The sequence below is a fragment of the Sinorhizobium fredii genome, assembly GCF_002944405.1.
Classification (GTDB): domain Bacteria; phylum Pseudomonadota; class Alphaproteobacteria; order Rhizobiales; family Rhizobiaceae; genus Sinorhizobium; species Sinorhizobium fredii_C.
In genome coordinates this window covers 589,548-612,670 of the sequence record NZ_CP024307.1, presented here as the reverse complement: position 1 = coordinate 612,670, position 23,123 = coordinate 589,548, and the positions used below count along the sequence as shown (strand labels likewise).

The following is a 23,123-nucleotide window of genomic DNA, read 5'->3' as shown; positions in this document are numbered from 1 at the left end:
CTTCCTATTACGGGTCAGCGCGGTCATGTAACTGTTGAAGCTCGTCTGAGCCATCGCTCGACGACCAACGGACCAAAGAGCTGACAGCATGGAAAACCCGATCGCCTTGAATGGCATTGCCGAAAACAGCGTCTTCCGTAAAGGTGATGTTTTCGTCCTCTTCGGCGAACTCTTCGGTCGCGGATACGCGACTGGCTTGGTCAACGAAGCTCGGCGGGCTGGAATGGAGATCGTAGGAATTACGGTTGGGCGGCGCGACGAGAACAACGCACTGCGGCCTCTAAACGCCGAGGAACTTTCTGCCGCCGAAGGCCGATTGGGCGGCAGGATTATCAACATACCTCTAATGGCTGGCTTCGATCTCGACGCTCCGGCAGGCGGCCCCACTCCGACGGATCTCCTCGCGACGATGACGCTGGAGAGCTGGCAGCATGACAGGCTCGACTGGGACTACATTGAGCTGTGTCAAGACATCGCCACCTCGCGGTTCACGAATTCGCTTTCACAGGTCATGGCCGTTCTCGATGGAATGATTGCCGACGGCCGCAATGTTTTTTTCGCCCATACAATGGCCGGAGGTATCCCGAAAGCGAAGGTATTCCTGGTCGTTGCCAATCGAATCTACAAGGGTGTTGGTCCCCGCCACATGTCATCGCAAGCCCTCCTCGACAGCGACATGGGCAAGCTCATCCTGCAGAATTTCGACGAAGTCTCCGCAATCACCTTTCGACATCTTATCGACTTCAGCACGGGGATCCGGGAGCGCGTAGAGGCATCGGGCGGTCAGGTCCGCTATACGGCCTACGGGTATCATGGAACGGCAATCCTGATAGACGGCAGCTACCGTTGGCAGACCTACACCAACTACACGCAAGGTTACGCCAAGATGCGGCTCGAATGCATCGCGGAGGATGCCTGGGCAGCGGGCGTCAAGGCAACCGTCTATAACTGTCCCGAAATACGGACCAATTCGTCAGACGTATTTACGGGTATCGAGCTTCCCCTGATACCGCTGCTGCTCGCCTTGAGGAAAGAGAACGGTGGCCAGTGGGCAGAGGACCAATGGCAGGCATGCCAGCAGCTTCTGGCAGACGGCTTCACGATGAAGGATGTTTTCCAGAAGATTACCGATATGCAGGCCAACGAGGTCATGCGTCCGTTTTACGACTTCTCGGCGTGGCCAATGGCGAACAGCCAAGCACAGTCCGATCTGACCATCGGCACGTCCAACGAGATCACACAGATGCATCGGGACAGCAAGGCGATGATCAGCGACCTCCTGAGTGCCCTCGTGGTGGAGGCGACGGGGCAGCTTATTTTTGGTGCATCTTCAGATCCCGCCGGTCCTGTCCGGTGGCTCAACCACGATATCGTGGCGCGCCGACTTAACGCTTCCCACCTGCAAAAGGAGTCTCCCGCGCCGGTAATCGCGCAAGGGGCGAAAGACTCGCACCTCGAGATGGCCTGAGGAGTCTTCGAGCGCATCAAAACAGACGAGTTTCAAGTGCTCGCCTTGAAGGGATCGAATCGACGGCGGCGGGAGACGGGGACTTCAACGACCGCAGGCGCCAGCGCGTTGATGCGGATGTTGTTGCAGAGAGCAAGGACGATCGCGATGGACGCCGGCGTTTGCGGCCGATTAGGCCGTTGGAAATGGGCATTCAAACGTTCGTATGCATGTAGCTAGTCTTCACCTTCGACCATTGTCACAAAGACTGGAGAGTCATTCGAGCAGCCAAGCCCAGGCTTCTGTCTGGTGCGCTATCACACGGAGGAAAGGTTGCATGCGAGCGCAGCGATGAATAAGCTTCGCCGGCAGCACGTAAGCCGCTTCGTTGACGAGGATAAAGATGGCGACTGGTACCGTTAAGTTTTTCAACCAGGACAAGGGTTTTGGCTTCATCACGCCCGACAATGGCGGGGCAGATGTATTCGTCCATGTGTCGGCGGTGCAGGGCTCCGGACCACTACGAGACGGAGAGAAGGTCAGCTACGAACTGGGCCAAGACCGTAAGACCGGGAAGTCGAAAGCCGAAAATGTCAGATCAGTTTGATCTGCAACTCTTCTCGCCCGAAGTAGACGATCAGCAACGTCGCCTGTTTCTGGCGGCGTCGGCGCTCTCGGCGCCAGGTGCAAGACGATCCAAAGGACGCTCGAAGACGAGCACGCAATCGATGACTTTCGACGACGACATCGTAGGGCTTCAAGGCGCGTCTGGCTCCTGAGAGCATAGGAATATAAAAACTGACGATATGCGTCGCGCCCACTTCCTCCCCGTACAGTCAGTTCGTATCGCGGCGTCCGACCGCTTCACGGTGGCGCTCCAGGGCGGCGGTCCAAACGTCCCTCGACATCAGCCTTCGGGAAGTTGGGCAAGCCCCGGCAGGAACTTGGAGAGTTCGTCGGACAACAGCTCCTGCCCGTCGCTCGTCATCGCGCCAGATACTCGCCACATATACCGCAGCCATGATCGTGCTGCCCCACGCTAGATTTAACCGCACCCTTCGACAGCAGAGGCACGCCTCGGCATCCGGCCGGGATGGTTTATCACGCTCGGGTGGAGGATCTCCATGTACGGGAATATCCCGCGCGACGAGGTTTAGCCGACCGGAAGAGGCGCGGTTCGGCCGCTCGCGCGCTTATGCAGGAATGGCCAGGGCATCGTCGAAAACCCCGCCCGACACCCCCCGTCCGAACAAAGCACAGGATGCTGTACCTCATCGCCGCCGCGTCAGCAGGGGGAGGCAAACGCCAGCGATGCCGTGATCCACAAGATCAGCAGAGGGTCAACTCTGATCATCGACGTACCTTCCATGACTGCGGCGTTCCGTGCGAACGAAACTCCAGAGCTGCCCGGATTCAGGGTGTGCTTTGGAGGCCCCGTGCACCACGCTTGATGGGACCTCCAGGCGGCGTGGATTGGCGATCGTAGTTTGCCGGGTTGTTCAGCCGGCGAGTTCATCTCAACGCGCGGCAAGTCGCTCGCAAGTGTCCTGGAGCGGCGAAGGCCGAATGGGAGCGTGAGGAGTCTTCGAGGCTGATCGACGTGCAATTACATCGCTAACAAAGACATGGCTCTTGCAACCCCTCAATGAAACATCCATATACCATCCAGGTGGATGGTGGAGGATTCCATGAAAGACAATGTACACAAGTTGCGCGACAAGGGCGGCGAATCGGAGAAGATCACCATCAATCTCGGTTACGTCGATCTCGGCCGCATCGACCTTCTCGTGCAGGAAGGATTCTATTCCAATCGCACCGACTTCATCCGAACAGCGATCCGCAACCAGCTCGCGGCCGAAGCCGAGGCGGTCAAGCAGTCGATCGTTCGGCACACGCTCGAGCTGGGGCTGCGCGACTACAGCAGAGCCGATCTGGAAGCGCTCAAGGCGGCCGGCGAAAGGCTTCACATCAAGGTCGTCGGACTTGCCCGCTTCGCACGCGACGTCACGCCGGAACTTGCTTTGGCAACAATTGAATCCATCACCGTGCTCGGCGCACTGCAGGCCAGCACCGAGCTCAAATCAGCGCTGGCCGATCGCATCCGATAGAGCAGCGGCGTGACCAACAAGGACACCTCGATGAATGAAGATTTTGCCACGGCCATGCTCCGTGCGGTACGGTCCACGCGCGCCCTGAAGCTCGCCGAGGCGACACGCGTGATCCAGAATGCGCTGGCCGGTCAATCGGCCTTAGATACTCGCGCCTCGACACCGGACATCACACCACCGCCGCCAAATCGGCGTTCCACCCCCTTTCCGATCGATCCGGATGCGGAGGTCATCGAGCCATCGGCAAAGCCTGCGGTGGAAGAGTCCGCCAAAAGCGCTGGCGATGGCACCGCGTCGCGAAGGTTGCGGAATTCCTTGGGAGAAACGGTACGGATATTGCGCGAGGGGCGGTTGGCGTCCGGCGTTTTCGGATCGCTACATGACGTGAGCCTGCCCGGACTGGCAAAACGGGGGCCTCCGGCAGTTGTGCCGGACGGGGCACAGTTCCTGGCGCGATCCTTCACCTGCCCCGCGGGCTCGCGAAGCTACAGGCTCTACATTCCCGCATCCGCATCCGATCGGCCGCGCGGCCTTGTCATCATGCTTCATGGCTGCAAACAGGATCCCGAAGACTTTGCTGCAGGAACCGGCATGAATGCAGTCGCCGAGACGCACGGCCTGATGGTCGCCTATCCCCGCCAAAGCGGGGCTGACAACGCATCGTTCTGCTGGAACTGGTTCCGGCCCGCCGACCAGATGCGCGACGAGGGCGAACCCTCGATCATTGCCGGCATCACCAAGGAGATCATGGCCGAATTCGGCCTCGATCGCAGCCGCATCTTCGTGGCAGGCCTTTCGGCAGGTGGAGCAATGGCGGCGGTTATGGGCGAGACCTATCCCGATCTCTATTCCGCCGCGGGGATCCATTCCGGCCTAACCTACGGGTCGGCCAACGACGTCGTCTCAGCTTTCTCCGCGATGCGCGGCAATGGCGGGCTTGCATCCCATCCGAAGCGGCTCGCCAATGGACACCGGCTCCGGACGATTGTCTTCCAAGGGAGTGCGGATCGGACCGTGCATCCCTCCAACGCCGATCGGATCGTCGCGGCAGCCACGCCAACAGGCTCCGGATGGGCCGTCCGGAAAGAATCCGGTCGATCCGCCGGCGGGCGGACCTATCAAAGAACCACTGTTGTGGATGCCGCGGGACGGCCGGCGGTCGAATATTGGCTGGTGGAGGGTGCCGGCCATGCCTGGTCCGGCGGCCATTCCGCTGGTTCGTATACGGACCCGCATGGTCCGGACGCCTCTTCCCAAATGGTGCGGTTCTTCCTCGATGGGCAGAAGTAAAGGCGTCGACGTCGCTACAGCCGCAGCACTTGGTCCCGGGCTACTCTCGTCAGCCATCAGCAATTCCCTCCTTAGTCACCGCGTTTTGTCTGCTGAGTGCACCATAGAGTCCACACAACCATCAGACTCCTGCTTTCGGACAGTTAATGTTGGGCCCGTGCCTACCCTCACGCTGACGATCGACGGCGCGTGAACGGCGCTCAACCCCACCTGAAAACCGCACCTGCTCACGGCCGTGCTCTGATTGTGAACGAGCAATCCGGAACCAATCTCCGGTCCACGAGTTCTTTGCGCGGGGATCAATTCAGGTCTTCGGAAGAGGTAAACACATGAAAAATCTGACTTTTGCTGCGGCAGCGCTGCTGAGCGCTGTGGCCACGGCAGCGTTTGCGCAAACGACTCCGTCTTCGGAGGGCAATACGCCGGCAATCGCGACTCCCGACACGCAGAACCCGGCGGCGCCGGTTGAAGGCGCCAACAGCTTTACCGAAGCTCAGGCGAAGGAGCGGATCGAACAAGCCGGGTACACCGGCGTCAATGGCTTGAAGCTCGACGATAAAGGTGTGTGGCAGGCAACTGCCATGAAGGACGGCAAATCAGTGGCCGTCGCCCTCGATTATCAGGGCAACGTCACAGCGCAGTAATCGCCCGAAACGTGCTTTACCAAAAGGAGAACGATAATGCGAACCGTAACAGGGCTATTTGACGACTACGAAGATGCCCGCGACGCCGTCAGCGACCTCGAAGCCGCCGGCGTGCCGTCAGATGATATCAGCATCGTTGCAAACAATGCTGATGACCGCTACTCGACCGAAGGCTCGGACGCAGCCGAAGGCGCGGGAACTGGTGCCGGCCTCGGCGCCGTAGGAGGCGGGGTGGTCGGTCTGCTTACGGGACTTGGCTTGATGGCCATTCCCGGCGTTGGCCCTGTCGTCGCGGCAGGATGGCTGGCGTCTACCGCGGCCGGGGCGGCAGCCGGGGCTGTTGCTGGAGGCGCCGCCGGAGGGTTGATCGGTGCATTGACGGATTCCGGCGTCGATGAGGAAGACGCCCATGTCTATGCCGAGGGCGTTCGCCGCGGCGGCACCTTGGTGACCGCAAGGGTCGATGACAGTCTTGCCCTGAAAGCAGAGGCCATCCTGCAGCAACGCAATCGCGTCGACCCTGCCGCCCGCAGGAGCATTTACGCGGGGGAAGGATGGACGCGGTTTGACGACAGTGCCGACCCGTATACTTTGGAGCAGGTTCGGCGCGAGCGCGAACGCTATCGCAGTATGATGCCGTAGGGCATCGGCCTCATCGCCCCTATCCGATTGGGGCGATGAGGCAGCGAGAGCAGCGGAGCCATCGGTGGACGTTGTCGTGAGCACCGCAAAACTGCTGTTGATGTTGTTGACTGTGGCGACTATCGCCTATGTGTCCCTCCTCGGCGTGACGTACATCTCCCAGAGAGCCCTCCTCTACCCCGGTGCGCGACAAGCGCCTGGGCACGCAAGCTGGGGCGAGACTGTCTATATTAGGACGCCCGACGGAGAGACGCTTTTCGGACTCTATAGCCGGGGCAAACCCCGCAAGCCGGCCGTGCTATTCTTTCTTGGCAACGCTGACCGGATCGACAACTATAGCTTTCTCGCCCAAGCGCTGGCCTCACGAGGCATCGGCCTGCTGGCAATTTCCTATCGCGGCTATCCCGGGTCGACCGGGACACCGAGCGAGGTAGGCCTACTCACCGACGGAGTTGCCGCATTCGACTGGCTTGCTGCAGGATCTGAAGGCCGGATCATTGTGCTCGGCCAGTCTCTGGGAAGCGGCGTCGCCATCGATACTGCGCGGCGCAGACCGGCTATCGCCGTCATTCTCGTTTCTGGCTACCTGTCGGTGCTATCGCTCGCTCAGACGATTTACCCCTACTTCCCGGTTGCACTCCTTATCAAGGATCCGTTCCGCTCCGACCTGAGAATAGCAGAGGTCAGGCAGCCGAAGCTGTTCATCCACGGTCGGCGTGACGCTGTCATTCCACTCTCTTCGGGCGAGGCGCTATATGAAATCGCACCCAAGCCCAAGCAAATGCTGATCTACGACGGTTTCGGTCACAATGATCTTTGGGACGCCCCCATGATCGACGACATTATCCGGTTCGTGGAGACGCTTTGACGACACTTAGCGTCAAGTAGGCGGCCGGACCTGGGTTGGCTACTCGACAACTCCGAACGGGTAATTCGGTTCGCTGAATACATGAAGCGTGCACGATCAAGAAGCCGCTGGGTGCATAGAGCGCGAAGCGGTCGCCACAATGCCGGTTGTAATTCAACCACGGCCACCTTGCATTGCGGACGGGCGGCATCTAAATTGGGCAAATGCTTGACCGTTCGTCGCAATCCCCTTCGCCGCCAAATATCCCGATGGATGCGCTAAGCGAAGTCCTACGAGACTTTCGCTTGAGTGGCGTCAACTATGGCCGTTGCGAGCTGCGACATCCATGGAGCATCGCCTTTCCGCAACAATCGTCGCTTCGTTTTCACTTCGTGAGCCAGGGGCCGTGCTGGATCCATACGGAAACGCATGGCTGGCAGGAGTTGCACGATGGTGATCTGGTGCTGCTGCCGCAAGGCATCGCCCACCGGCTGGCCAGCGCGCCCGGTGTCGTCGACGACTCGCTCAAGAGTTGCCAGGTGACCAAGGTGGGTAGCAACGTCTGCGAAGTGGTGCGGGAGGGAACGGGTGAGACCAGCACCCTTTTCTGCGGCTCCATGGCCTTGGGCGCCGGTGCGCTTAACCCCTTGATCGCTTTGATGCCGTCAATCATCAAGGGCTGCGACGTGGCCGGCAATGACCCTATTGTTAGTCCCCTGCTAGCGGCTATGACAGCAGAGGCCGCACAGCCACAGATGGGCAGCGCAACCGTTTTATCGCGTATGGCGGACCTGCTCGTCGCGCGGCTCATCCGCTGCTGGGTAAATTGCAGCGGAGCCTCAACCACCGGCTGGCTCGCCGCCATCCGCGACCCGCATATCGGTCGCGTACTGGCCGCCATCCACCGCGACCCCGGCCATAACTGGACCCTCGACAGCCTCGCCGGTGTGGCAGGTCAATCACGCTCGATCTTCGCCGAGCGCTTCAGCGCTATTTTAGGGGAAGGTGCGGCACGTTATCTCGCTCGTCTGCGAATGCAGCTCGCCCGCGAGTTATTGGGGCAAAGCGGCATGTCAGTTGCCGAGGTCGCAACCCGTTTAGGCTATGAATCCGAGGCATCCTTCGCTCGGGCGTTCAAGCGCATCACCAACGTCTCGCCGGGCGTTGTGCGCCGCAGCATATCCGGACGAACGGACATAGATTTCGGATTTTAAGGTACATATGATCCCGCCAGACTGGTCTAAGAAGATCTCCAACCCTCGGAGATGCTTCAATGACGGATACAACATCACAGTTTGACAGCGCGCTGATAGACATTGATGCCGCTGAGCCGGTCGCCTGGAGCGCGGCCACCTGGTTTGCGGTCCTTTCGATGGCGGCTACGAGCTTTGCCCTTGTGTCGGCCGAATTCCTGCCGGCAGGTCTGCTGACTCCAATGGCAAGCGATCTCGGCATTAGTGAGGGAACGGCAGGACAGGTCGTCACCGCCACCGCTTCCGTTGGCGCCGTGACGGCGTTGTTGAGCAATGTTCTCATCGGCAGATTAAACCGCAAGACGGTGCTGGTCGGTCTTAGTGCCTTGGCGATCGGCTCCAATATTCTTGCGGCGCTGGCGACCGATTTCTGGCTATTGCTGTTGGGCCGGGCCGGATTGGGCATCGCGCTTAGCGGTTTCTGGGCGCTTTCAGTTGCCGTCGTGGCGAGGCTGGTCGGCACCAATGCGACGGGTCGGGGCATGGCGGTCGTCACCCTCGGCGTCTCGCTCGCCACCATTGCTGCGCCCTCGATGGGCGCGTTGATCAGCGACTGGCTGGGCTGGCGCAGCGCCATGGCCATGACAGCGGGGCTTGCCGCATTTGCCCTGCTGTTGCAGGTTCTTAGCCTGCCGACGCTGCCTGCGAGCACAAGCAACAGCGTTGCCGATGTCTTGCGGCTGACACGGCGGCGTGGTGTTCAACTGGGAATGCTTGCTATCCTTTTACTGATGACGGGGCATTTTGCCGGCTCCGTCTATGTGCGGCCCTTCCTCGAACAGGTGACGCTCCTTGAAACCTGGCCGATTGCCCTCGCGCTGCTCGGGTTTGGCATTGCCTCAGTGATCGGCAATATTGCCGGTGGCCGAATGGCTGACGCTGATCTCCGCACTGCCCTCATGGTCACCGCGGCGTTAATGGCGTTTGCCACCCTCGCTTTGGTGCTTTGGGGCGCGCATATCGTCGTCGCCTTCGGCTTCGCTACGCTTTGGGGCTTCGCTTTCGGCATGGCGCCGGTGGTGCTGCCTACCAATCTGTCCCGCGGGGCACCCGACGCGCTTGAAGCAGTGGGCAGTCTGATGGTCGTCTCTTTCCAGGTCGCCATCAGTATCGGCGCGGTGTTCGGCGGCTACGTCGTGGACAACTATGGCGCTACTGGGCCCCTAACCCTTACCGCCGCCCTTGCCGCATCGACCGTTGCACTGGCGCTGCTGCAGCCCCGCGGTTAATATTGCTCTCGCGGCGTAACCTGGCGCCTTGGCCTTGAGATGCCTGGATGCGGCAAAAGCTCGGCGCATCTGCAAGGTGTTCCGAAATCGTACCGAGCGCGTGGGCGGTTCCTCGATCCCAGCTTGACTCGGAGTGTCACAGTTGAGGGTTGGACTTGAGCCAATTCTCGTCTGCAGCGCGCCCAAACGTCGCCATGCGATAGCGACGCGACCCAGATAATGCTCCCGCATTCTGACCAACCGCCTTGAGAGGATTAACCGCCGACCCGCCCATGAACAGCCCGCCTGAAGACGGCCGTCGCTGACGATGGGTTGTGCAAAGTTTGCGTTGACCGTTTCCGATGGGGAGGCGACACTTTCAACCTGCAACAAGGCAGGGAAATGATGGCCGAGCCATACAGCTCGCGCCACATGGCAAGCGCGCCGACTACGGCAGTCGGATCCTCGTTACGGTCCCATCGCCTGCGCTCCTGTCATCGTGATCTCTTGCGTTTGCCAGCGGCTTGGGCGAACCTCTGATTCCCCATTTCGTGAACTGGCATGCGAAACCGATGAGCAGCAAAATTTCTGAGACTTTGACCGGCATGTACTTCACGGTCGACGCTCCCGATGGGAGTTACTCCACCGGTCAAGTGATCCGTCTCGCTGCCGAAGGACTCTATTTCGTTCGGTTCGACGGGAACGAGGTGACGTTACCCCTGGAGCTCGTGACCGTTGGCGAGATGCTGGATACTACCGAAGAAGAGTACAAGCTCTGGCGGTTCTTCGACACGATCGAGGAACGAGACACTTGGATTGAATGGCTGGACGCGCCGTCAAAGCCGCGGGTCATCTCGCTTGTGAAGCCGACCAATTAAGCAAGACGAAGATCATCAGCAACCAATCGTAGGTCATCTGCGGACCACCTGATCGAGCCGATAGCCCTTGGCTGCCCATTCGTTCAGCACCGAGGCTGGCGAGCTACCGGGCTGCTCTACGCCGACATGAAGGTGGAACTTACCTCGACCAGGCGCCGTTTATTGCGATCTCCTGTTGGTCCTTGGGTTTAGGACCTTCGTCACCACCGAGTATGATGAGGGAGACGGCGAGATAGGCGAGTTGCATAAAAGATGGCCTCTGAATTGGATTTGGACAGCGACCGTCTTATGAAGCTGGCCTAGCCAAAACAAGATCAAAGCACCACGATCCTTCGCCATCGCGCTTGACGAGCACGACCCAATCATACGTCGAAAGCGTTCAGTTTATTGACGAGATAGGGTTCATTAGTTGCCCCTGCTATACTTCGACGGAAGCTTTACGCTCGAAGAGGACAAACTCATGTGGCTCAAATTGCACGACAACAATGGACCTATCTTCATCAACATGGACAATGTCACGCACTTCCAGCGGGTAGAAGGACAGCGGCGAACCACCCTTACCTTCGTCGCCAACAGCGGGACCTGCGTGACGCACCAGGTTCAAGAGTCACCCGACGAGATCATGGAAATGCTGTGGGAAGAGTGACACAGGCCCCGCTCTTCACGGCAGGGAGGGAGTCCGATGAGTTGGTAGAAACGCGAAGAAGGCCTAGACGATGGAAATTTCAGGATTACCTTCGCGTGACGCCTCACACCAAGAGAGGACACCGATGGGAAACTCCAGAGCCGAAGTTGCTGGCCGCGTAAGGGAAATCATCATCGAGCAATTGGGCGTAGATGCTGCCCTCGCTGTGGATGATGCGTCCATCGTCGAGGACCTCGGCGCTGACTCTCTCGAACTCGCTCAGATCGTGATGATGATCGAGGACGAGTTTGATGTCGAAATACCAGAAGAAGCGGCTGACGCCATTACAACGGTTGGAACTGCAATCGACTTCGTTGTAGCGTCGACTGCTAAGAGCTAGCGCGCGAAACGCCGGGGCTTATCTCCTAGACACAAAAAAGGCCGGGGCGAAACCGCACCGACCTTCCTCATCACCGCTTACCAAACCAGTGCCAGTACATCCGTGGTCAAAAGTCGAAAGCGATGCGGCAACTGCGAGCGGCGAGTCATTTCAGCGCTCATAGCAATGCCGATGCACGGGTGTATAGGTGCCGATTGTGTTCAAAACAAGTTCCGGAGACCGCGACCTGAATTTTGGGCGCTCTCCTACCGCCTTTCTCGGCGGTCCGGCCAATAAGCGCTTCTGGATGATCTTGTTCGTCCGATGGTGCTTAAGCTCGGCGTGGAAAGACGGCATGAAGATGTCGACGCCATCCTTGCGGCAGTTCCGCTCGATGATCGACTCCATGCGCCGGCTTTCCGGCAGGCGGCCGTCCGCTGCGGCCATCCGCTGATGACATGGTGCAACCCTGATCGCATACCAACGTGATCTCTTCATGCTTGTCCCTCGTTCGTCAGTGTTGACGCTGCGCAACAATTCGCCAGCATGATCACCTCTGCTTCTTGGTGCGGTAGGTAGATAAGGATCTGGATTGATGTTGTTGGCAGTATTTCCCGGCAGTCTTGGCCGCGCAGAAAAGGTAGGGCCCGCCGTTGTTGAGGGGCCACTTGCATTCGCCGGGAAGCAAATCCACTAGATGCTTGGCATATGGCAAACGCTTCGCATCGTAATTGGAGACCGGGATTGGCTCTGCCTCGTGCGGCGTGTACAGCTTACGCGTTTCAACCTTCCTTGGAGGGCATGCGGCCTTTTCGGGCCTCGTACTCCTAGATCGTTGTTTCTCCGGGAAAAACGCGCGATTTCGAAATGCGATCCAATCACGTTTCGGCTGACACCGAAGCGATTTGCGATCTGCGAGGCGGAAAGATCATCCCTCCAAAGTTTCGAGGCGGCCTCGATGTCGACGGGGCGGTGCTGGATAGTCATGCCGCTTGCTCCTCTTGCGTGGGCTCTGCAGAATCGACCTTTGCCCGCATCTTGCGGCGTAGGACAGCTGCTCAGCGCTGACTTCTTTTGCGTCGGGAAGTGCCAGCATCCGCGCGAGCTCGTCGGCGGCTCCGGTGAGATTGTCGTTTCCTGGACCTTCAGACGCGTGTGCATGGCGCTCCGGTTGACGCGGACTGCGATCGGGGACCAAAACTCGTCGATGGCCCACAGGAGGAGGGACTTCCTCAATTTGTGTGGTTCACTCGCCGTAGACACGATGCCGCTATGAGCGGGCATGCAAACCAAAACGAAATGGTCGCCCAGCGCAGGGGCTGGGTGTCGCGCTCACAGATGATGATGGTTGGGTTGTTTCCGCTGCCGGACCGGCCTGCGGCATTTGCCCTGCGGACGGCGGACCCGAAATCGGCATGGCTAAGGATCCGATGCTGATCGGCCTGATCGCCAAAGCGCATCTCTATCTCGAAGCGCTGACCGATGGCTCGGGCGCAGCCCACACCGAAGTGGCCAAGCGACTGGGCGTCCATGGTCCCGACATCAGCCGCGTCTTGCCGATGGCCTTCCTCTCGCCCCGGATCACCGAAGCAATCCTGACGGGCCAGCAGGCCGCCGATCTCACCATCGCCAAGCTCACCCGCATTCTGGGCATGCCGATGAGCTGGCAGGAGCAGCATGCCTTGTTAAGCGCCTGACGATCACATCGCAGCATCACCAGCGGAACATCGCGGCTCGCCTCCGGCGTCGGAAGCGGGCCGCAGGCTTTTGCATCGTCTCGCCTTCACGGTCCGCCAGGTCGCCAGCCAAGACGGCTGAAGGAACGCCGCGGACCGGACAAGGGAAACAGTCGCAAGAAAAATGGCAGCCAAAATTAGAAATTATTTTGGCGGGCGGGAATGGCCTTCTGAGACCGGGCGGCCAAAAGCAGAGAATGAGACGCGAAAGCCAGAGAAAATGCCCGTTCACTCGACGAAAATATCGGCTATCTCGCGGAAATGTCGCGACAATTCTGAGATGGGATAGACTGTGCTTTTTGGGGAGGACTGAATGGTGCCCGGAGGCGGATTCGAACCACCGACACGCGGATTTTCAATCCGCTGCTCTACCAACTGAGCTATCCGGGCATCCTGCCTTCGGCAGCGGCTTTCGCTTTCGAAACCGTCGGGGCGCTTGGTTCGCCCCGGAAGCGAGCGGGGTTATAGCATCTTGTTCGGCGGTGTCCAGCACCAAATGACTCTTTTTCGAAGGAAATCCCCGGGGCGTGGAAAAGCCGTGAAAAGCGAAGGGATTCAGCAGGATCGGAGCAGGCTTCGGCGCCTTGCGCCGCGCTGTCAGCGATCCTCGTCGTCGTCGGCCTTCGACTCGTCGTCGGCGACAGGGATGGCGTAGGAGCCGGAAAGCCAGCGGTTGAGGTCCACGTTGCGGCAGCGCTCAGAGCAGAAGGGATAGTGCTCGCGCACCGACGGGCGGCCGCATTCCGGGCAGGGCCGAGTCGGGCGCAGGGGTTCGACATTCGAACTCTTCTTCTTGCCTTCGCCGCTCACCTGTCTTCAGCCTTCCAGCCAGCGACCGTGGACGTCGTACCCCTCGCCGATGAGGAGACTGACGGTCTCGTAGAGCGGCAAGCCTACCACATTGGTGTAGGAGCCGACGAGCTTGACGACGAAACTTCCGGCGATGCCCTGGATGCCGTAGCCGCCGGCCTTGCCGCGCCATTGGCCGGAGGCGAGATAGGTCTCGATGTCAAGGCCCGAAAGGCGCTTGAAGCGCACCTTGGTGTCGACGACCTTCTGGCGGAGCGTCCGATCCGGCGTAACGAGGCAGATGCCGGTATAGACACGATGGCTGCGGCCGGAAAGAAGGTGCAGCGCACTCGACGCTTCACTGACGAGCTCCGGCTTCGGCAGGATGCGGCGGCCGACGCAGACGACCGTGTCGGCCGCGAGAATGTAGCTCCCGTCCCAGCCCGGCTCTCCCTTGATCGCCGCCAGCGCCGCCTTCGCCTTCTCGGCGGAAAGCCGGCGGGCGAGCGAGCGGGGGTGCTCGGCGCGCTTGGGCGTCTCGTCGAGGTCCATCGGCAGCAGGCGCGCCGGCTCGATGCCGGCCTGCGCCAAGAGTTCGACGCGACGCGGCGATCCGGAGGCCAATATCAGCTTTTGGGTGACTGTCATGGAAACGAGCCGCGAATCCCGGAGGTTACCGCCGCTAACGCTTACTTGAAGCGGTAGGTGATGCGGCCCTTGGTCAGGTCGTAGGGGGTCATCTCGACCAGCACCTTGTCGCCGGCGAGAACGCGGATGCGATTCTTGCGCATGCGGCCGGCCGTGTGGGCGATGATCTCATGGTCGTTCTCAAGCTTCACGCGGAAGGTCGCGTTGGGAAGCAATTCGGTGACCACGCCCGGAAATTCGAGGACTTCTTCTTTCGCCATAAAGGATGATGCTTTCTCATGTTCAAGAGCGGATGCGCCACGCATCCTTGAAAAATTTGCCGGAAACTACACAATCGCCATGGATTTGTGAACCCGCCTTGATGCCCGTTTTTTCCTGAATTCTACCCTGCGCTGCCGCTGTCGCCTTCATTCACGCAAAAGCGAAGGACGCCGGCCTTCAGCCGACCTTCTCGCGGCCGGCGAGCCGGCTGGCGATGAGGCCGGCGAGGTGGTCCCTGACGGCGCGATAGGCGCCGACGATCTGGTCGCGGGTGCCGGTCGCCACCGTCGGATCCGGCGTCGGCCAATAGACGACGTCGATGGCCATGGAGCGGGTCAGCTCCAGCGCCTTGTGGTGCGCCTCCGGCGCCAGCGTCACGATCACGTCGAAGTAGTCGTCTTCGAGCTCTTCGAGCGTGCGCGGCTGATGGCGGCCGATCGAGAGGCCGATCTCGTCGAGAACGACATCGACGAAGGGGTCTCGCTCGCCCTGCCGCACGCCGGCCGAAGCCACATAGGTTCCCTTCGGCAAAGCGGCTTTGGCGAGCGCCTCGGCGATCGGCGAGCGGATCGCGTTCATGCCGCACATGAACAGTATCGAGCGGGGCATCTTCGATCCTGGCTCGGCGATGCCGCTCATCTCCGCCTCCGTCAGCCGCGCCAATAGAGCACGCAGACCAGGGTGAAAAGGCGCCGCGCCGTGTCGAAATCCAGCCTGATCTTGCCGGAAAGCCGATCCATCAGCGTCTGCGAGCCCTCGTTGTGGATGCCGCGGCGGCCCATGTCGATCGCCTCGATCTGGCTCGGCGTCGCGGTGCGGATCGCCTCGTAATAGCTTTCGCAGATCAGGAAATAGTCCTTCACGATGCGGCGAAAGGGGGTGAGCGACAGAATATGGGTGGCAACCGCATCGCCGCCGTCGGTCGAGATAGCAAAGACGAGCTTCGAGTCGACCAGCGACAGATTGAGCCGATAGGGACCGCCCGGGTGACCGACGGGCTCGAACAGGTTCTCTTCCAGGAGATCGAAGATCGCAACCGCGCGCTCGTGCTCGACGTCCGGCGTCGAGCGGCCGATCGTCTCGTCCAGCACGACATCGCAGAGGCGCAGGTTGCGGTCGGCCCTCATCCGGCGTCCTCAAGATTGAAGCGGATGGCAACCGAGCGGGCATGGGCCTCCAGCCCTTCCGATTTGGCGAGCGCGATCGCCGCCGGGCCGAGAATGCGCAGCTGCTCGGGCCCGAGCCTGAGGATCGAGGTCCGCTTCATATAATCGAGCACGCCGAGACCGGAGGAGAAGCGCGCCGAGCGCGCCGTCGGCAGCACGTGGTTGGAGCCGCCGACATAGTCGCCGATTACCTCCGGCGTGTGCCGGCCGATGAAAATGGCGCCGGCATTGCGGATCTTCGGCACCATCGAGTCCGGATCTGCCAGGGCCAGCTCGAGATGCTCGGCGGCGATCCGGTTGGCGAGCGGCACCGCCGTGTCGAGGTCCGGCACCAGGATCACGGCACCGAAATCGCGCCAGCTCGCCGCCGCCGTCTCGGCGCGCGGCAGCGTCTTCAGCTGCCGTTCGACTGCCTGTTCGACCGCCGCGCCGAAGGCGGCGTCATCGGTAATCAGGATCGCCTGGGCGCCGGCATCGTGCTCGGCCTGGGCCAGCAGATCGGCGGCGATCCAATCCGGATCGTTGTCGCCATCGGCGATCACCAGCACCTCGGAGGGGCCGGCGATCATGTCGATGCCGACCGTGCCGAAGACCTGCCGCTTGGCGGCCGCCACATAGGCATTGCCGGGTCCCATGATCTTCGCCACCGGCGCGATCGTCTCAGTGCCGTAGGCGAGCGCGGCAATCGCCTGGGCGCCGCCGATCCGATAGATCTCTTCGACGCCGGCAAGCCTTGCCGCCGCCAGCACGGCGGGGTTGATCGCACCGCCCCTTGTCGGCACGACCATGACGATGCGCGGCACGCCGGCGACCTTGGCCGGCAGCGCGTTCATCAGCACCGAGCTCGGATAGCTGGCGGTGCCGCCCGGAACGTAAAGCCCGACCGCGTCGATCGCCGTCCAGCGCGACCCGAGGCCGACGCCCATCGCATCTTCGTAGAGATCGTCCTTCGGCAGCTGCCGGCGGTGATGCGCCTCGACGCGGGTCGCCGCGACCTTGAGCGCGCCGAGCACCTCCGGCGCGACCGCGTCGATTGCCGCATCGATCTCGGCCGGGCTGACCGCCATCGGGGTGGCGCCGAAATCCACGCGATCGAAGCGGGCGGAATAGTCGGCGAGCGCGGCGTCGCCGCGGGCCCGCACGTCGTCGATGATGGCGCGCACGGTGGCGTTGACGTCCTCGGAGACCTCCCGCTTGGTTGTCAGGAAGGCGGCGAAGTCACGTTCGAAGCCGCTGTCGAGAAAGTTCAACCAGATTGCCAATGCGATGATCCTCTTGGTGGTGCGGCCTCTGCTCAGTTGCCTTCGGGATGGCGCGGCCTGAACGCGGTTTCCCACGCCCCGCCGGTATCGGCAAGCTGCGCCTCGATGCATTCCACATCGAGCGCGATCGAGGCATCGCCGGCAAGCACGATCTCGACCGTGCCCTCGGGGCCCTCCCCCTTGACCAGGAAGCGCAGCGCCAGCAGATCGAGCACCGCTTCCATGTCCATCCGGTCGAAGCCGAGCGAGCGCACGGCGGTGACACACTTGAACAGCAGCAGGGCGCGGCGCCGCTCGAAGCTCTTGCGCTTGCCTTCCGCCTTCTCCCAGACGAAGCGGTTGATGACGAGGGAAAACTGACGACGGCGCGGATCATAATGAATGCCGGCCACCTTGAAGACTGCGTCCTGCACATGAGCGGAAACGACCCCCAGGTCTTCCTCGTCGAGTGCCAGCAGCTTCAAAGCATCCATGCGATCCATCCCGTCCCATTCATGGCCCCACATATAAGCAGGTGGTCGCAAAGGACATAAGACGTCGCGTCCGAAACCGCAACGGTTTCAGGCGCGGGATTTTTGTGCATGTCGTGATCCCAAAACCGGTACACTTTTGGGCGACATGCATCCGGGTCAATCGCTGACGCGTTCCACATGGGCGCCGCAGCGCGTCAGCTTCTCTTCCAGCCGCTCGAAGCCGCGGTCGAGGTGGTAGACGCGCGAGACCATCGTCTCGCCCTCGGCGGCAAGCCCGGCGATAACCAGCGACACGGAGGCGCGCAGGTCGGTCGCCATTACCGGGGCGCCCTTCAGGCGGCTGACGCCCTCTATTTTCGCCGTCTGGCCGGACAGCGAGATCTTCGCGCCGAGCCGCGCCAGTTCCTGCACATGCATGAAGCGGTTCTCGAAGATCGTCTCGGTGATATGGGAAACGCCGCTCGACTTGGTCATCAGGCCCATGAACTGGGCCTGCAGGTCGGTCGGGAAGCCCGGGAAGGGATCGGTGACGATATCGACCGGCCGGATGCCGGCGCCGTTGCGCACGACGCGGATGCCGCTGTTCGTCTCGCTGATCTCGGCGCCGGTGCGGCGGATCGCCTCGAGCGCGGTCTCGAGCAGGCTCGAATCCGTGTCCTCGAGGATCACGTCGCCGCCGGTCATCGCCACGGCCATGGCATAGGTGCCCGTCTCGATCCGGTCGGGCAGCACCCGGTGGCGGGCGCCCGACAGCGAGCGCACGCCTTCAATGGTGATCGTGCCGGTGCCGGCACCGGTGATCTTCGCGCCCATGGCGTTCAGGCACTTGGCAAGATCGGCGACCTCGGGCTCGCGCGCCGCATTGCCGATCACCGTTGTGCCGTTGGCAAGCGTCGCCGCCATCATCAGCACATGGGTGGCGCCGACGGAGACCTTCGGAAACACATAGCGCCCGCCGGTAAGCCCGCCTTCCGGCGCCGTGGCGTCGATATAGCCACCGTCGATCTCGATATTGGCGCCGAGCGCCGCCAGGCCCTCGATGAAGAGATCGACCGGCCGGGTGCCGATGGCGCAGCCGCCCGGCAGCGAGACGCGCGCCTTGCCTTCGCGGGCAAGCAGCGGCCCGATCACCCAGAAGCTCGCCCGCATTTTCGAGACGAGCTCGTAGGGGGCTGTGGTCGAGACGATGTTGCGGCTGGTGAAATGGATGGTGCGGGCGTAGCTCTCGCCCTGGCGCTCGCGGCGGCCGTTGACGGAGATGTCGGCGCCGTGATTGCCGAGGATGCGGATCAGCTGCTCGACATCGGCGAGATGCGGCACGTTTTCGAGCGTCAGCGTATCGTCGGTCAGGAGCGATGCGATCATCAGCGGCAAAGCGGCGTTTTTGGCGCCGGAAATGGGGATGACCCCGTGGAGTTGATTTCCGCCTACGATCCTGATGCGATCCATGAGACCTCTCGCACGGGCGCCGCCCGCTTTCTCGAAATTCCGGTGTTGCTGAAGGGCGTCTCTTAGTGGAGATGCCGCGAAATTAGAAGTGCCTTGAAATGCGTCTCGACAAGAAAGGGACGAAGCCGCCGGGTGCGCGGCCTTCATCCTCCGCCGCTACTATTCGTCCGATTCGTCCGATTTTGCGGCAAGCAGCCCGGATGTCTCGTCGGCGTCGCCGGCCCGGCGGGCCCGCGCCTGCTGCTTGCGGCGCTGGAGATTGTCGCGCAGCGTCTTCGCCAGCCGCTGCCGCCTCGCCTCGGCTTCGTTCACGCCCTTCTCAACACCGCTTCGCGGCCCCGGCGCGCGCTCCTTGTCGTCGTCGTTCTGCATGATCATGGATTAGCGCAAAAGCGGGCGCCCCGGAAGCAGCAAGAGGATTTCGGACCGAGAGAAATGCGAAAAAACAAAGGCGAATTTTCAGCCACGATCTAGCCCAACCTATTGAAACCAGCGGCATTTGCGATCCGATACCGGACCTGCCGCATGCCGGCATGTCCCAACCCGACCAAAAACTTCGAAATGCGGCTTGCGCTCTCCCGCAAGCTATGGCAATAGGCCCCTCGCTTGCTGCGGCGTACTCGAAACGCCGCCGGATGCTGCTATAGCTCAGGGGTAGAGCACTCCCTTGGTAAGGGAGAGGCCGAGAGTTCAAATCTCTCTAGCAGCACCAGTTTTCTCAATAAAATCATCGTATTTGCAGAGCGGCACGGCTCCCGGGTTGGGGCCAGGATGAGCGGAGCGATTCCGGGTAACGTATTGTCGCGCAAAAGGTTCCCGCCGGATCCCTCAGTAATTCGCATGTGCCAGGACGCACATCGAGCAGCCCGCAAGATGTACTTTCCGCCGCCGATTTGGGAGATTTTCTCAAGGCCAAACGGGGGAGCAAAATGCGCAGTTACCACGTCGGAGAATAATCCCCCTCCGGTGTGCGCCACGCGGGACCCAGAGCATCGCCGTATACCCTCCGGCAGGTCTGGGACTCGGGTTAGCTCCGCGCCTCTGGGCCCCGTCCCGTGTGAGTGCCGCTTTGCCCGCCCGGCCTTATTAGCTTTGACTGCGTTCAATAGGTCGCCTGTTGCCTCGGCGACTTGTGCCCGCGCGCACGGGACTTTAGGACCTTAGTCTTAGGAGACCGCGACAAAGGTCTTAGCTCAATTTTTCCAACGGCTTAGCGGCATATTCTACCCCTTTGAAGGGGCCTGTAATCCTTGACTGTAACGTGTGCTGTGAGAACCTTTAGTCTGTGAGGTTGTAGTAGTAGGGGCAGTCATGGCGACAATGGTTCACACCGAAAACGTGGATAGGCGGACGTTCGATGACGACGACGTGGAGTTGGCGCTCGTCCTCGCCTGCGAATTGCTTGAGATGACGCGAGAATCGATAATCCGACTCATCATTCGCGAGTGGCTACACGGATACGGCTTTCTGCCAATCCAGGAATTGGACGAGGGAAGCGAGACAGAGCGTAGCGCATGATCGCGCGTCGCTTAGCGAAGTGTCGTGACACCTTCTCAACACGGAAGACTGCACTAAGCTTCACTGCCTCACCCCACCTGGACACGATCAGTCTTCTGAGCTTTGGACTTGGGCGCACAGAAGAAGCTCGACCGACCGAAGACACTTCAGGCACGGCACTGCGCCGCCCTTCGATCTCTACTTCTCGCAAAGCCTCCGCGGTCCGTAATACGGCTGGAACGTGCAATCATCCGGTCGGAACGACCGATACGCCCTGGCACAGGCGCGGAAGTTGCAAGCTGGCGCCGAGCCCGCCACTTGTGCACCCGGCTCCTGCGGAGTGCCCTCGGCCAGTGCCGCGGTCATGAAGTTTTTCCAGATCCGCGCCGGCAGCTTGCCGCCGGTCACGTCCTTCATCGGCGTTTCGTCGTCGTTGCCGACCCAGACGCCGACGATCAGTGGTTCGGTGAAGCCGACGAACCAGGCGTCGCGGTGGTTCTGGCTGGTGCCGGTCTTGCCTGCGGCGAGCATGCCGATATCGGCCTCGCGGCCGGTGCCGCGCTCGACGACGAGCCGCAAGAGCGAAACGAGATCCGATCGGTACTGGCTGATATCGGTGGTGGCCTCCCTGGAAGGGCCGACGCGGAAGGCCTGCGGCTGGCCCTCGGCATGGAGCGACTCGATGCCCCAGGGCTCGATCGGCGCCCGGCCGGCCCTGACGGAAGCATAGGCGCCGGTGAGGTCGAGCAGGTTCACCTCCGAGGAACCAAGCGCGAGGCTCGGCGTGTCGGCAAGCTTGGCGTCGATGCCGAGTTCCCGGGCAGAGGCGATGACCTCGTCGATGCCGACCTCCATGGCGAGCGCCACGGTCGCCGCGTTCAGCGACCGCGCAAAGGCCTCGGCAATGCTGACGACGCCGCTATAGCCGCCGCCGAAATTCTCCGGCGACCAGCCGTTGATTTCGATCGGCGCATCCTCGACCGGGTCGAACGGCGTCAGCCCACGCTTCAGGGCGGCGTAGTAGACGAACAGCTTGAAGGCCGAGCCGGGCTGGCGCATCGCCGAAAAGGCGCGGTTGAAGGTGCTCTTGGTATAGTCGCGGCCGCCGACCATGGCGACGACGGCGCCCTCCGGCGTCATCGCCACCAGGGCGGCCTGCGAGACGCCCGCCTTGGTCCCCTCGCGTTTCAGCGCGTCAGCGACGACCTTTTCGGCGATCGCCTGAAGCCGCGGCACCATGGTGGTCCTGACCTTGATCGTGCCGCGATAGGGGCCGGCGAGCTCGCGGGCGTCCTGCATGATCCAGTCGGCAAACCAGCTTCCCGAGCGGACCGCCGGGCTGGTCGGCTGCAGCTTGCCGAAGTCGGCGCGGGCGACCTTCGCCTCATCCTGAGTGATCCGGTTGCCCTTGACCATCGCATCGAGGACCAGTTCCGCCTGCTGGCGGGCGCCCTCCGGATTGGTGAGCGGATTGAGCTGCGAGGGGGCGCGGATGATCGCCGCCAGCATCGCCGACTCGCCGATCGAAAGCGCCGAGACCTCCTTGTCGAAATAGATGCGCGCCGCCGCCGGCACGCCGGTGGCGCCGGCACCGAGATAGATATTGTTCAGATAGCGGGTGAGGATCTCGTCCTTGCCGAGCTTGCGCTCCAGCCAGAAGGCGATCACCGCCTCCTGGATCTTCCGCTTCCAGGTGCGGTCGCGCTCGAGATAGAGGATCTTGATCAGCTGCTGCGTGATGGTGCTGCCGCCCTGCACGACCTCGCCGGCGCCGAGATTGGTGTAGAGCGCCCGGGCGATGCCCCTCAGATCAATGCCGGAATGCTCATAGAAGCGTCGGTCCTCCCTGGCAAGCACCGCCTCGATCAGGTGCGGCGGAAAATCCGCGCGCGCCGCGTAGGATCCCTGGAACGGCCCCTGGCTCACCAGAGGCTTGCCGTCGGCGGTTTCCAGCACGACGACCGGCTTCAGCGAGCCCTCGGCGATTTCGTTCCAGGGGACATCGCGGAGCGCCCAGGCGAAGACGACGGCCAGCAGCACGAACGACGTTACGGCCGCCGCCGCTGCGCTCCGCAGCAGGATAGCGCGACGGCCGGCCGGACGCTTCGGTAAGGCCGGGCGGTCTTCGGTTGCCGCGCCGCGCCGCGCCTTCAGCCATTGGCCGGCTGATCTGCCCGCCGAACCGGCGGCTTCGGCCTTGCTGCTCGAGCTCCGCCGCAGCCGCTCTAGGGCGTCGCGCGCGGCAGCGCCGGATTTCTCACCGGCCCGACGGGCCGCAACCGGCACTTCCTCCCCAAGCGCCCGGCCAAGTCTCATCAGCGCACGGCCGAGCCCGGCGAATGCTCTCCTGGTTTTTGCAAATGCGTCGCCATCCGCGCGGCCCGGGTGATCTCGGCTCGGCACGGCTTCTTCCGGCCCCTGGTCCTCCGGGCCAATCTTCGACGCGGCATCGCTTTGCGCCATCCGTGCTCTCGATCGATCTATCACCCATGCGCAGAACGCATCGGCCGGCGAGTGGTTG

24 protein-coding genes, 2 tRNA genes and 3 pseudogenes are annotated in these 23,123 nt (G+C 61.8%); 15 read left to right on the top strand and 14 right to left on the bottom strand.

Annotated elements, in window-relative coordinates; genetic code table 11:
• The first annotated feature begins 88 nt into the window (after positions 1–88).
• The 12 genes from NXT3_RS02940 (at position 89) to acpP (ending at position 11,342) form a co-directional block, all read left to right on the top strand.
• Positions 89–1,468, top strand: a complete 1,380-nt coding sequence (locus NXT3_RS02940; protein ID WP_104838774.1) for an enoyl ACP reductase FabMG family protein — start codon at positions 89–91, stop codon at positions 1,466–1,468.
• Between the two features lie 382 nt (positions 1,469–1,850).
• Positions 1,851–2,054 carry a cold-shock protein gene (locus NXT3_RS02935; protein ID WP_037423747.1) on the top strand — a complete coding sequence of 68 codons (204 nt, stop codon included), beginning with the start codon at positions 1,851–1,853 and terminating at the stop codon, positions 2,052–2,054.
• Between the two features lie 1,081 nt (positions 2,055–3,135).
• A complete protein-coding gene (locus tag NXT3_RS02930; protein WP_104838773.1) occupies positions 3,136–3,555 on the top strand; it encodes a ribbon-helix-helix domain-containing protein in 420 nt (139 codons plus the stop codon).
• Between the two features lie 30 nt (positions 3,556–3,585).
• Positions 3,586–4,845, top strand: coding sequence for an extracellular catalytic domain type 1 short-chain-length polyhydroxyalkanoate depolymerase (locus NXT3_RS02925; protein WP_104839922.1), 1,260 nt, complete (start codon positions 3,586–3,588; stop codon positions 4,843–4,845).
• A gap of 329 nt (positions 4,846–5,174) precedes the next feature.
• A complete protein-coding gene (locus tag NXT3_RS02920; protein WP_104838772.1) occupies positions 5,175–5,489 on the top strand; it encodes a PepSY domain-containing protein in 315 nt (104 codons plus the stop codon).
• 36 nt (positions 5,490–5,525) lie between these two features.
• The gene (locus NXT3_RS02915; protein WP_104838771.1) at positions 5,526–6,131 is read left to right on the top strand and encodes a general stress protein; all 606 of its coding nucleotides are present in this window, start codon (positions 5,526–5,528) and stop codon (positions 6,129–6,131) included.
• A 76-nt stretch (positions 6,132–6,207) separates the two neighbouring features.
• Complete coding sequence (locus NXT3_RS02910) at positions 6,208–6,999, top strand: alpha/beta hydrolase (protein WP_104839921.1); 792 nt, start codon at positions 6,208–6,210, stop codon at positions 6,997–6,999.
• A gap of 203 nt (positions 7,000–7,202) precedes the next feature.
• A complete protein-coding gene (locus tag NXT3_RS02905) occupies positions 7,203–8,192 on the top strand; it encodes an AraC family transcriptional regulator (protein ID WP_037425883.1) in 990 nt (329 codons plus the stop codon).
• A 59-nt stretch (positions 8,193–8,251) separates the two neighbouring features.
• Positions 8,252–9,460, top strand: a complete 1,209-nt coding sequence (locus NXT3_RS02900; RefSeq protein ID WP_104838770.1) for an MFS transporter — start codon at positions 8,252–8,254, stop codon at positions 9,458–9,460.
• 551 nt (positions 9,461–10,011) lie between these two features.
• Entirely contained in the window at positions 10,012–10,317 is a 306-nt protein-coding gene (locus tag NXT3_RS02895; protein WP_037425886.1) for a hypothetical protein, read from the top strand.
• A 460-nt stretch (positions 10,318–10,777) separates the two neighbouring features.
• Positions 10,778–10,963 (top strand): hypothetical protein, encoded by a 186-nt coding sequence (locus NXT3_RS02890; protein WP_037425977.1) that lies wholly within the window; start codon positions 10,778–10,780, stop codon positions 10,961–10,963.
• Between the two features lie 124 nt (positions 10,964–11,087).
• Positions 11,088–11,342, top strand: a complete 255-nt coding sequence (gene acpP, locus NXT3_RS02885; protein ID WP_097525645.1) for an acyl carrier protein — start codon at positions 11,088–11,090, stop codon at positions 11,340–11,342.
• Between the two features lie 276 nt (positions 11,343–11,618).
• Here the strand turns inward: acpP and NXT3_RS02880 are convergent.
• From NXT3_RS02880 to NXT3_RS32250, 3 pseudogenes are all read right to left on the bottom strand, one after another.
• Positions 11,619–11,819, bottom strand: a pseudogene (locus NXT3_RS02880) (hypothetical protein); the annotation flags it as partial.
• Between the two features lie 52 nt (positions 11,820–11,871).
• A pseudogene (locus tag NXT3_RS32255) lies at positions 11,872–12,308 on the bottom strand (GcrA family cell cycle regulator).
• Positions 12,305–12,539, bottom strand: a pseudogene (locus tag NXT3_RS32250) (hypothetical protein); the annotation flags it as partial. The pseudogenes NXT3_RS32250 and NXT3_RS32255, both read right to left, overlap by 4 nt.
• 197 nt (positions 12,540–12,736) lie before the next feature.
• On the opposite strand from NXT3_RS32250, the gene NXT3_RS02865 reads away from it, so the two are divergent.
• A complete protein-coding gene (locus tag NXT3_RS02865; RefSeq protein WP_097537812.1) occupies positions 12,737–13,018 on the top strand; it encodes a hypothetical protein in 282 nt (93 codons plus the stop codon).
• A gap of 353 nt (positions 13,019–13,371) precedes the next feature.
• Here the strand turns inward: NXT3_RS02865 and NXT3_RS02860 are convergent.
• The 10 genes from NXT3_RS02860 to NXT3_RS02815 all read right to left on the bottom strand — a co-directional run bounded on the left by NXT3_RS02860 (position 13,372) and on the right by NXT3_RS02815 (position 19,483).
• A tRNA-Phe gene (locus tag NXT3_RS02860) sits at positions 13,372–13,447 on the bottom strand.
• 207 nt (positions 13,448–13,654) lie between these two features.
• Positions 13,655–13,867 (bottom strand): DNA gyrase inhibitor YacG, encoded by a 213-nt coding sequence (gene yacG, locus NXT3_RS02855; RefSeq protein WP_037425901.1) that lies wholly within the window; start codon positions 13,865–13,867, stop codon positions 13,655–13,657.
• 6 nt (positions 13,868–13,873) lie between these two features.
• The gene (locus NXT3_RS02850) at positions 13,874–14,494 is read right to left on the bottom strand and encodes a Maf-like protein (protein WP_104838769.1); all 621 of its coding nucleotides are present in this window, start codon (positions 14,492–14,494) and stop codon (positions 13,874–13,876) included.
• 41 nt (positions 14,495–14,535) lie between these two features.
• A complete protein-coding gene (gene infA, locus NXT3_RS02845; RefSeq protein WP_014327290.1) occupies positions 14,536–14,754 on the bottom strand; it encodes a translation initiation factor IF-1 in 219 nt (72 codons plus the stop codon).
• A gap of 178 nt (positions 14,755–14,932) precedes the next feature.
• Complete coding sequence (locus NXT3_RS02840) at positions 14,933–15,394, bottom strand: arsenate-mycothiol transferase ArsC (RefSeq protein WP_199773319.1); 462 nt, start codon at positions 15,392–15,394, stop codon at positions 14,933–14,935.
• An 11-nt stretch (positions 15,395–15,405) separates the two neighbouring features.
• On the bottom strand, positions 15,406–15,882 hold the full coding sequence (locus tag NXT3_RS02835) for a UPF0262 family protein (RefSeq protein WP_037378456.1): 477 nt from the start codon (positions 15,880–15,882) through the stop codon (positions 15,406–15,408).
• On the bottom strand, positions 15,879–17,183 hold the full coding sequence (gene hisD, locus NXT3_RS02830; RefSeq protein WP_104838768.1) for a histidinol dehydrogenase: 1,305 nt from the start codon (positions 17,181–17,183) through the stop codon (positions 15,879–15,881). The genes NXT3_RS02835 and hisD overlap by 4 nt, the downstream gene beginning before the upstream one ends.
• A gap of 32 nt (positions 17,184–17,215) precedes the next feature.
• A complete protein-coding gene (locus NXT3_RS02825; protein ID WP_104838767.1) occupies positions 17,216–17,656 on the bottom strand; it encodes a DUF2948 family protein in 441 nt (146 codons plus the stop codon).
• Positions 17,657–17,812: 156 nt separating this feature from the next.
• Complete coding sequence (murA, locus tag NXT3_RS02820; RefSeq protein WP_104838766.1) at positions 17,813–19,105, bottom strand: UDP-N-acetylglucosamine 1-carboxyvinyltransferase; 1,293 nt, start codon at positions 19,103–19,105, stop codon at positions 17,813–17,815.
• Between the two features lie 159 nt (positions 19,106–19,264).
• Positions 19,265–19,483 (bottom strand): hypothetical protein, encoded by a 219-nt coding sequence (locus tag NXT3_RS02815; RefSeq protein WP_104838765.1) that lies wholly within the window; start codon positions 19,481–19,483, stop codon positions 19,265–19,267.
• A gap of 259 nt (positions 19,484–19,742) precedes the next feature.
• On the opposite strand from NXT3_RS02815, the gene NXT3_RS02810 reads away from it, so the two are divergent.
• Positions 19,743–19,817: transfer RNA gene (locus NXT3_RS02810), tRNA-Thr, on the top strand.
• 599 nt (positions 19,818–20,416) lie between these two features.
• On the top strand, positions 20,417–20,623 hold the full coding sequence (locus NXT3_RS32245) for a hypothetical protein (RefSeq protein ID WP_050988378.1): 207 nt from the start codon (positions 20,417–20,419) through the stop codon (positions 20,621–20,623).
• Positions 20,624–20,800: 177 nt separating this feature from the next.
• Here the strand turns inward: NXT3_RS32245 and NXT3_RS02800 are convergent, their stop codons facing one another.
• Positions 20,801–23,065 (bottom strand): PBP1A family penicillin-binding protein, encoded by a 2,265-nt coding sequence (locus tag NXT3_RS02800; protein WP_097525636.1) that lies wholly within the window; start codon positions 23,063–23,065, stop codon positions 20,801–20,803.
• Positions 23,066–23,123 lie beyond the last annotated feature (58 nt).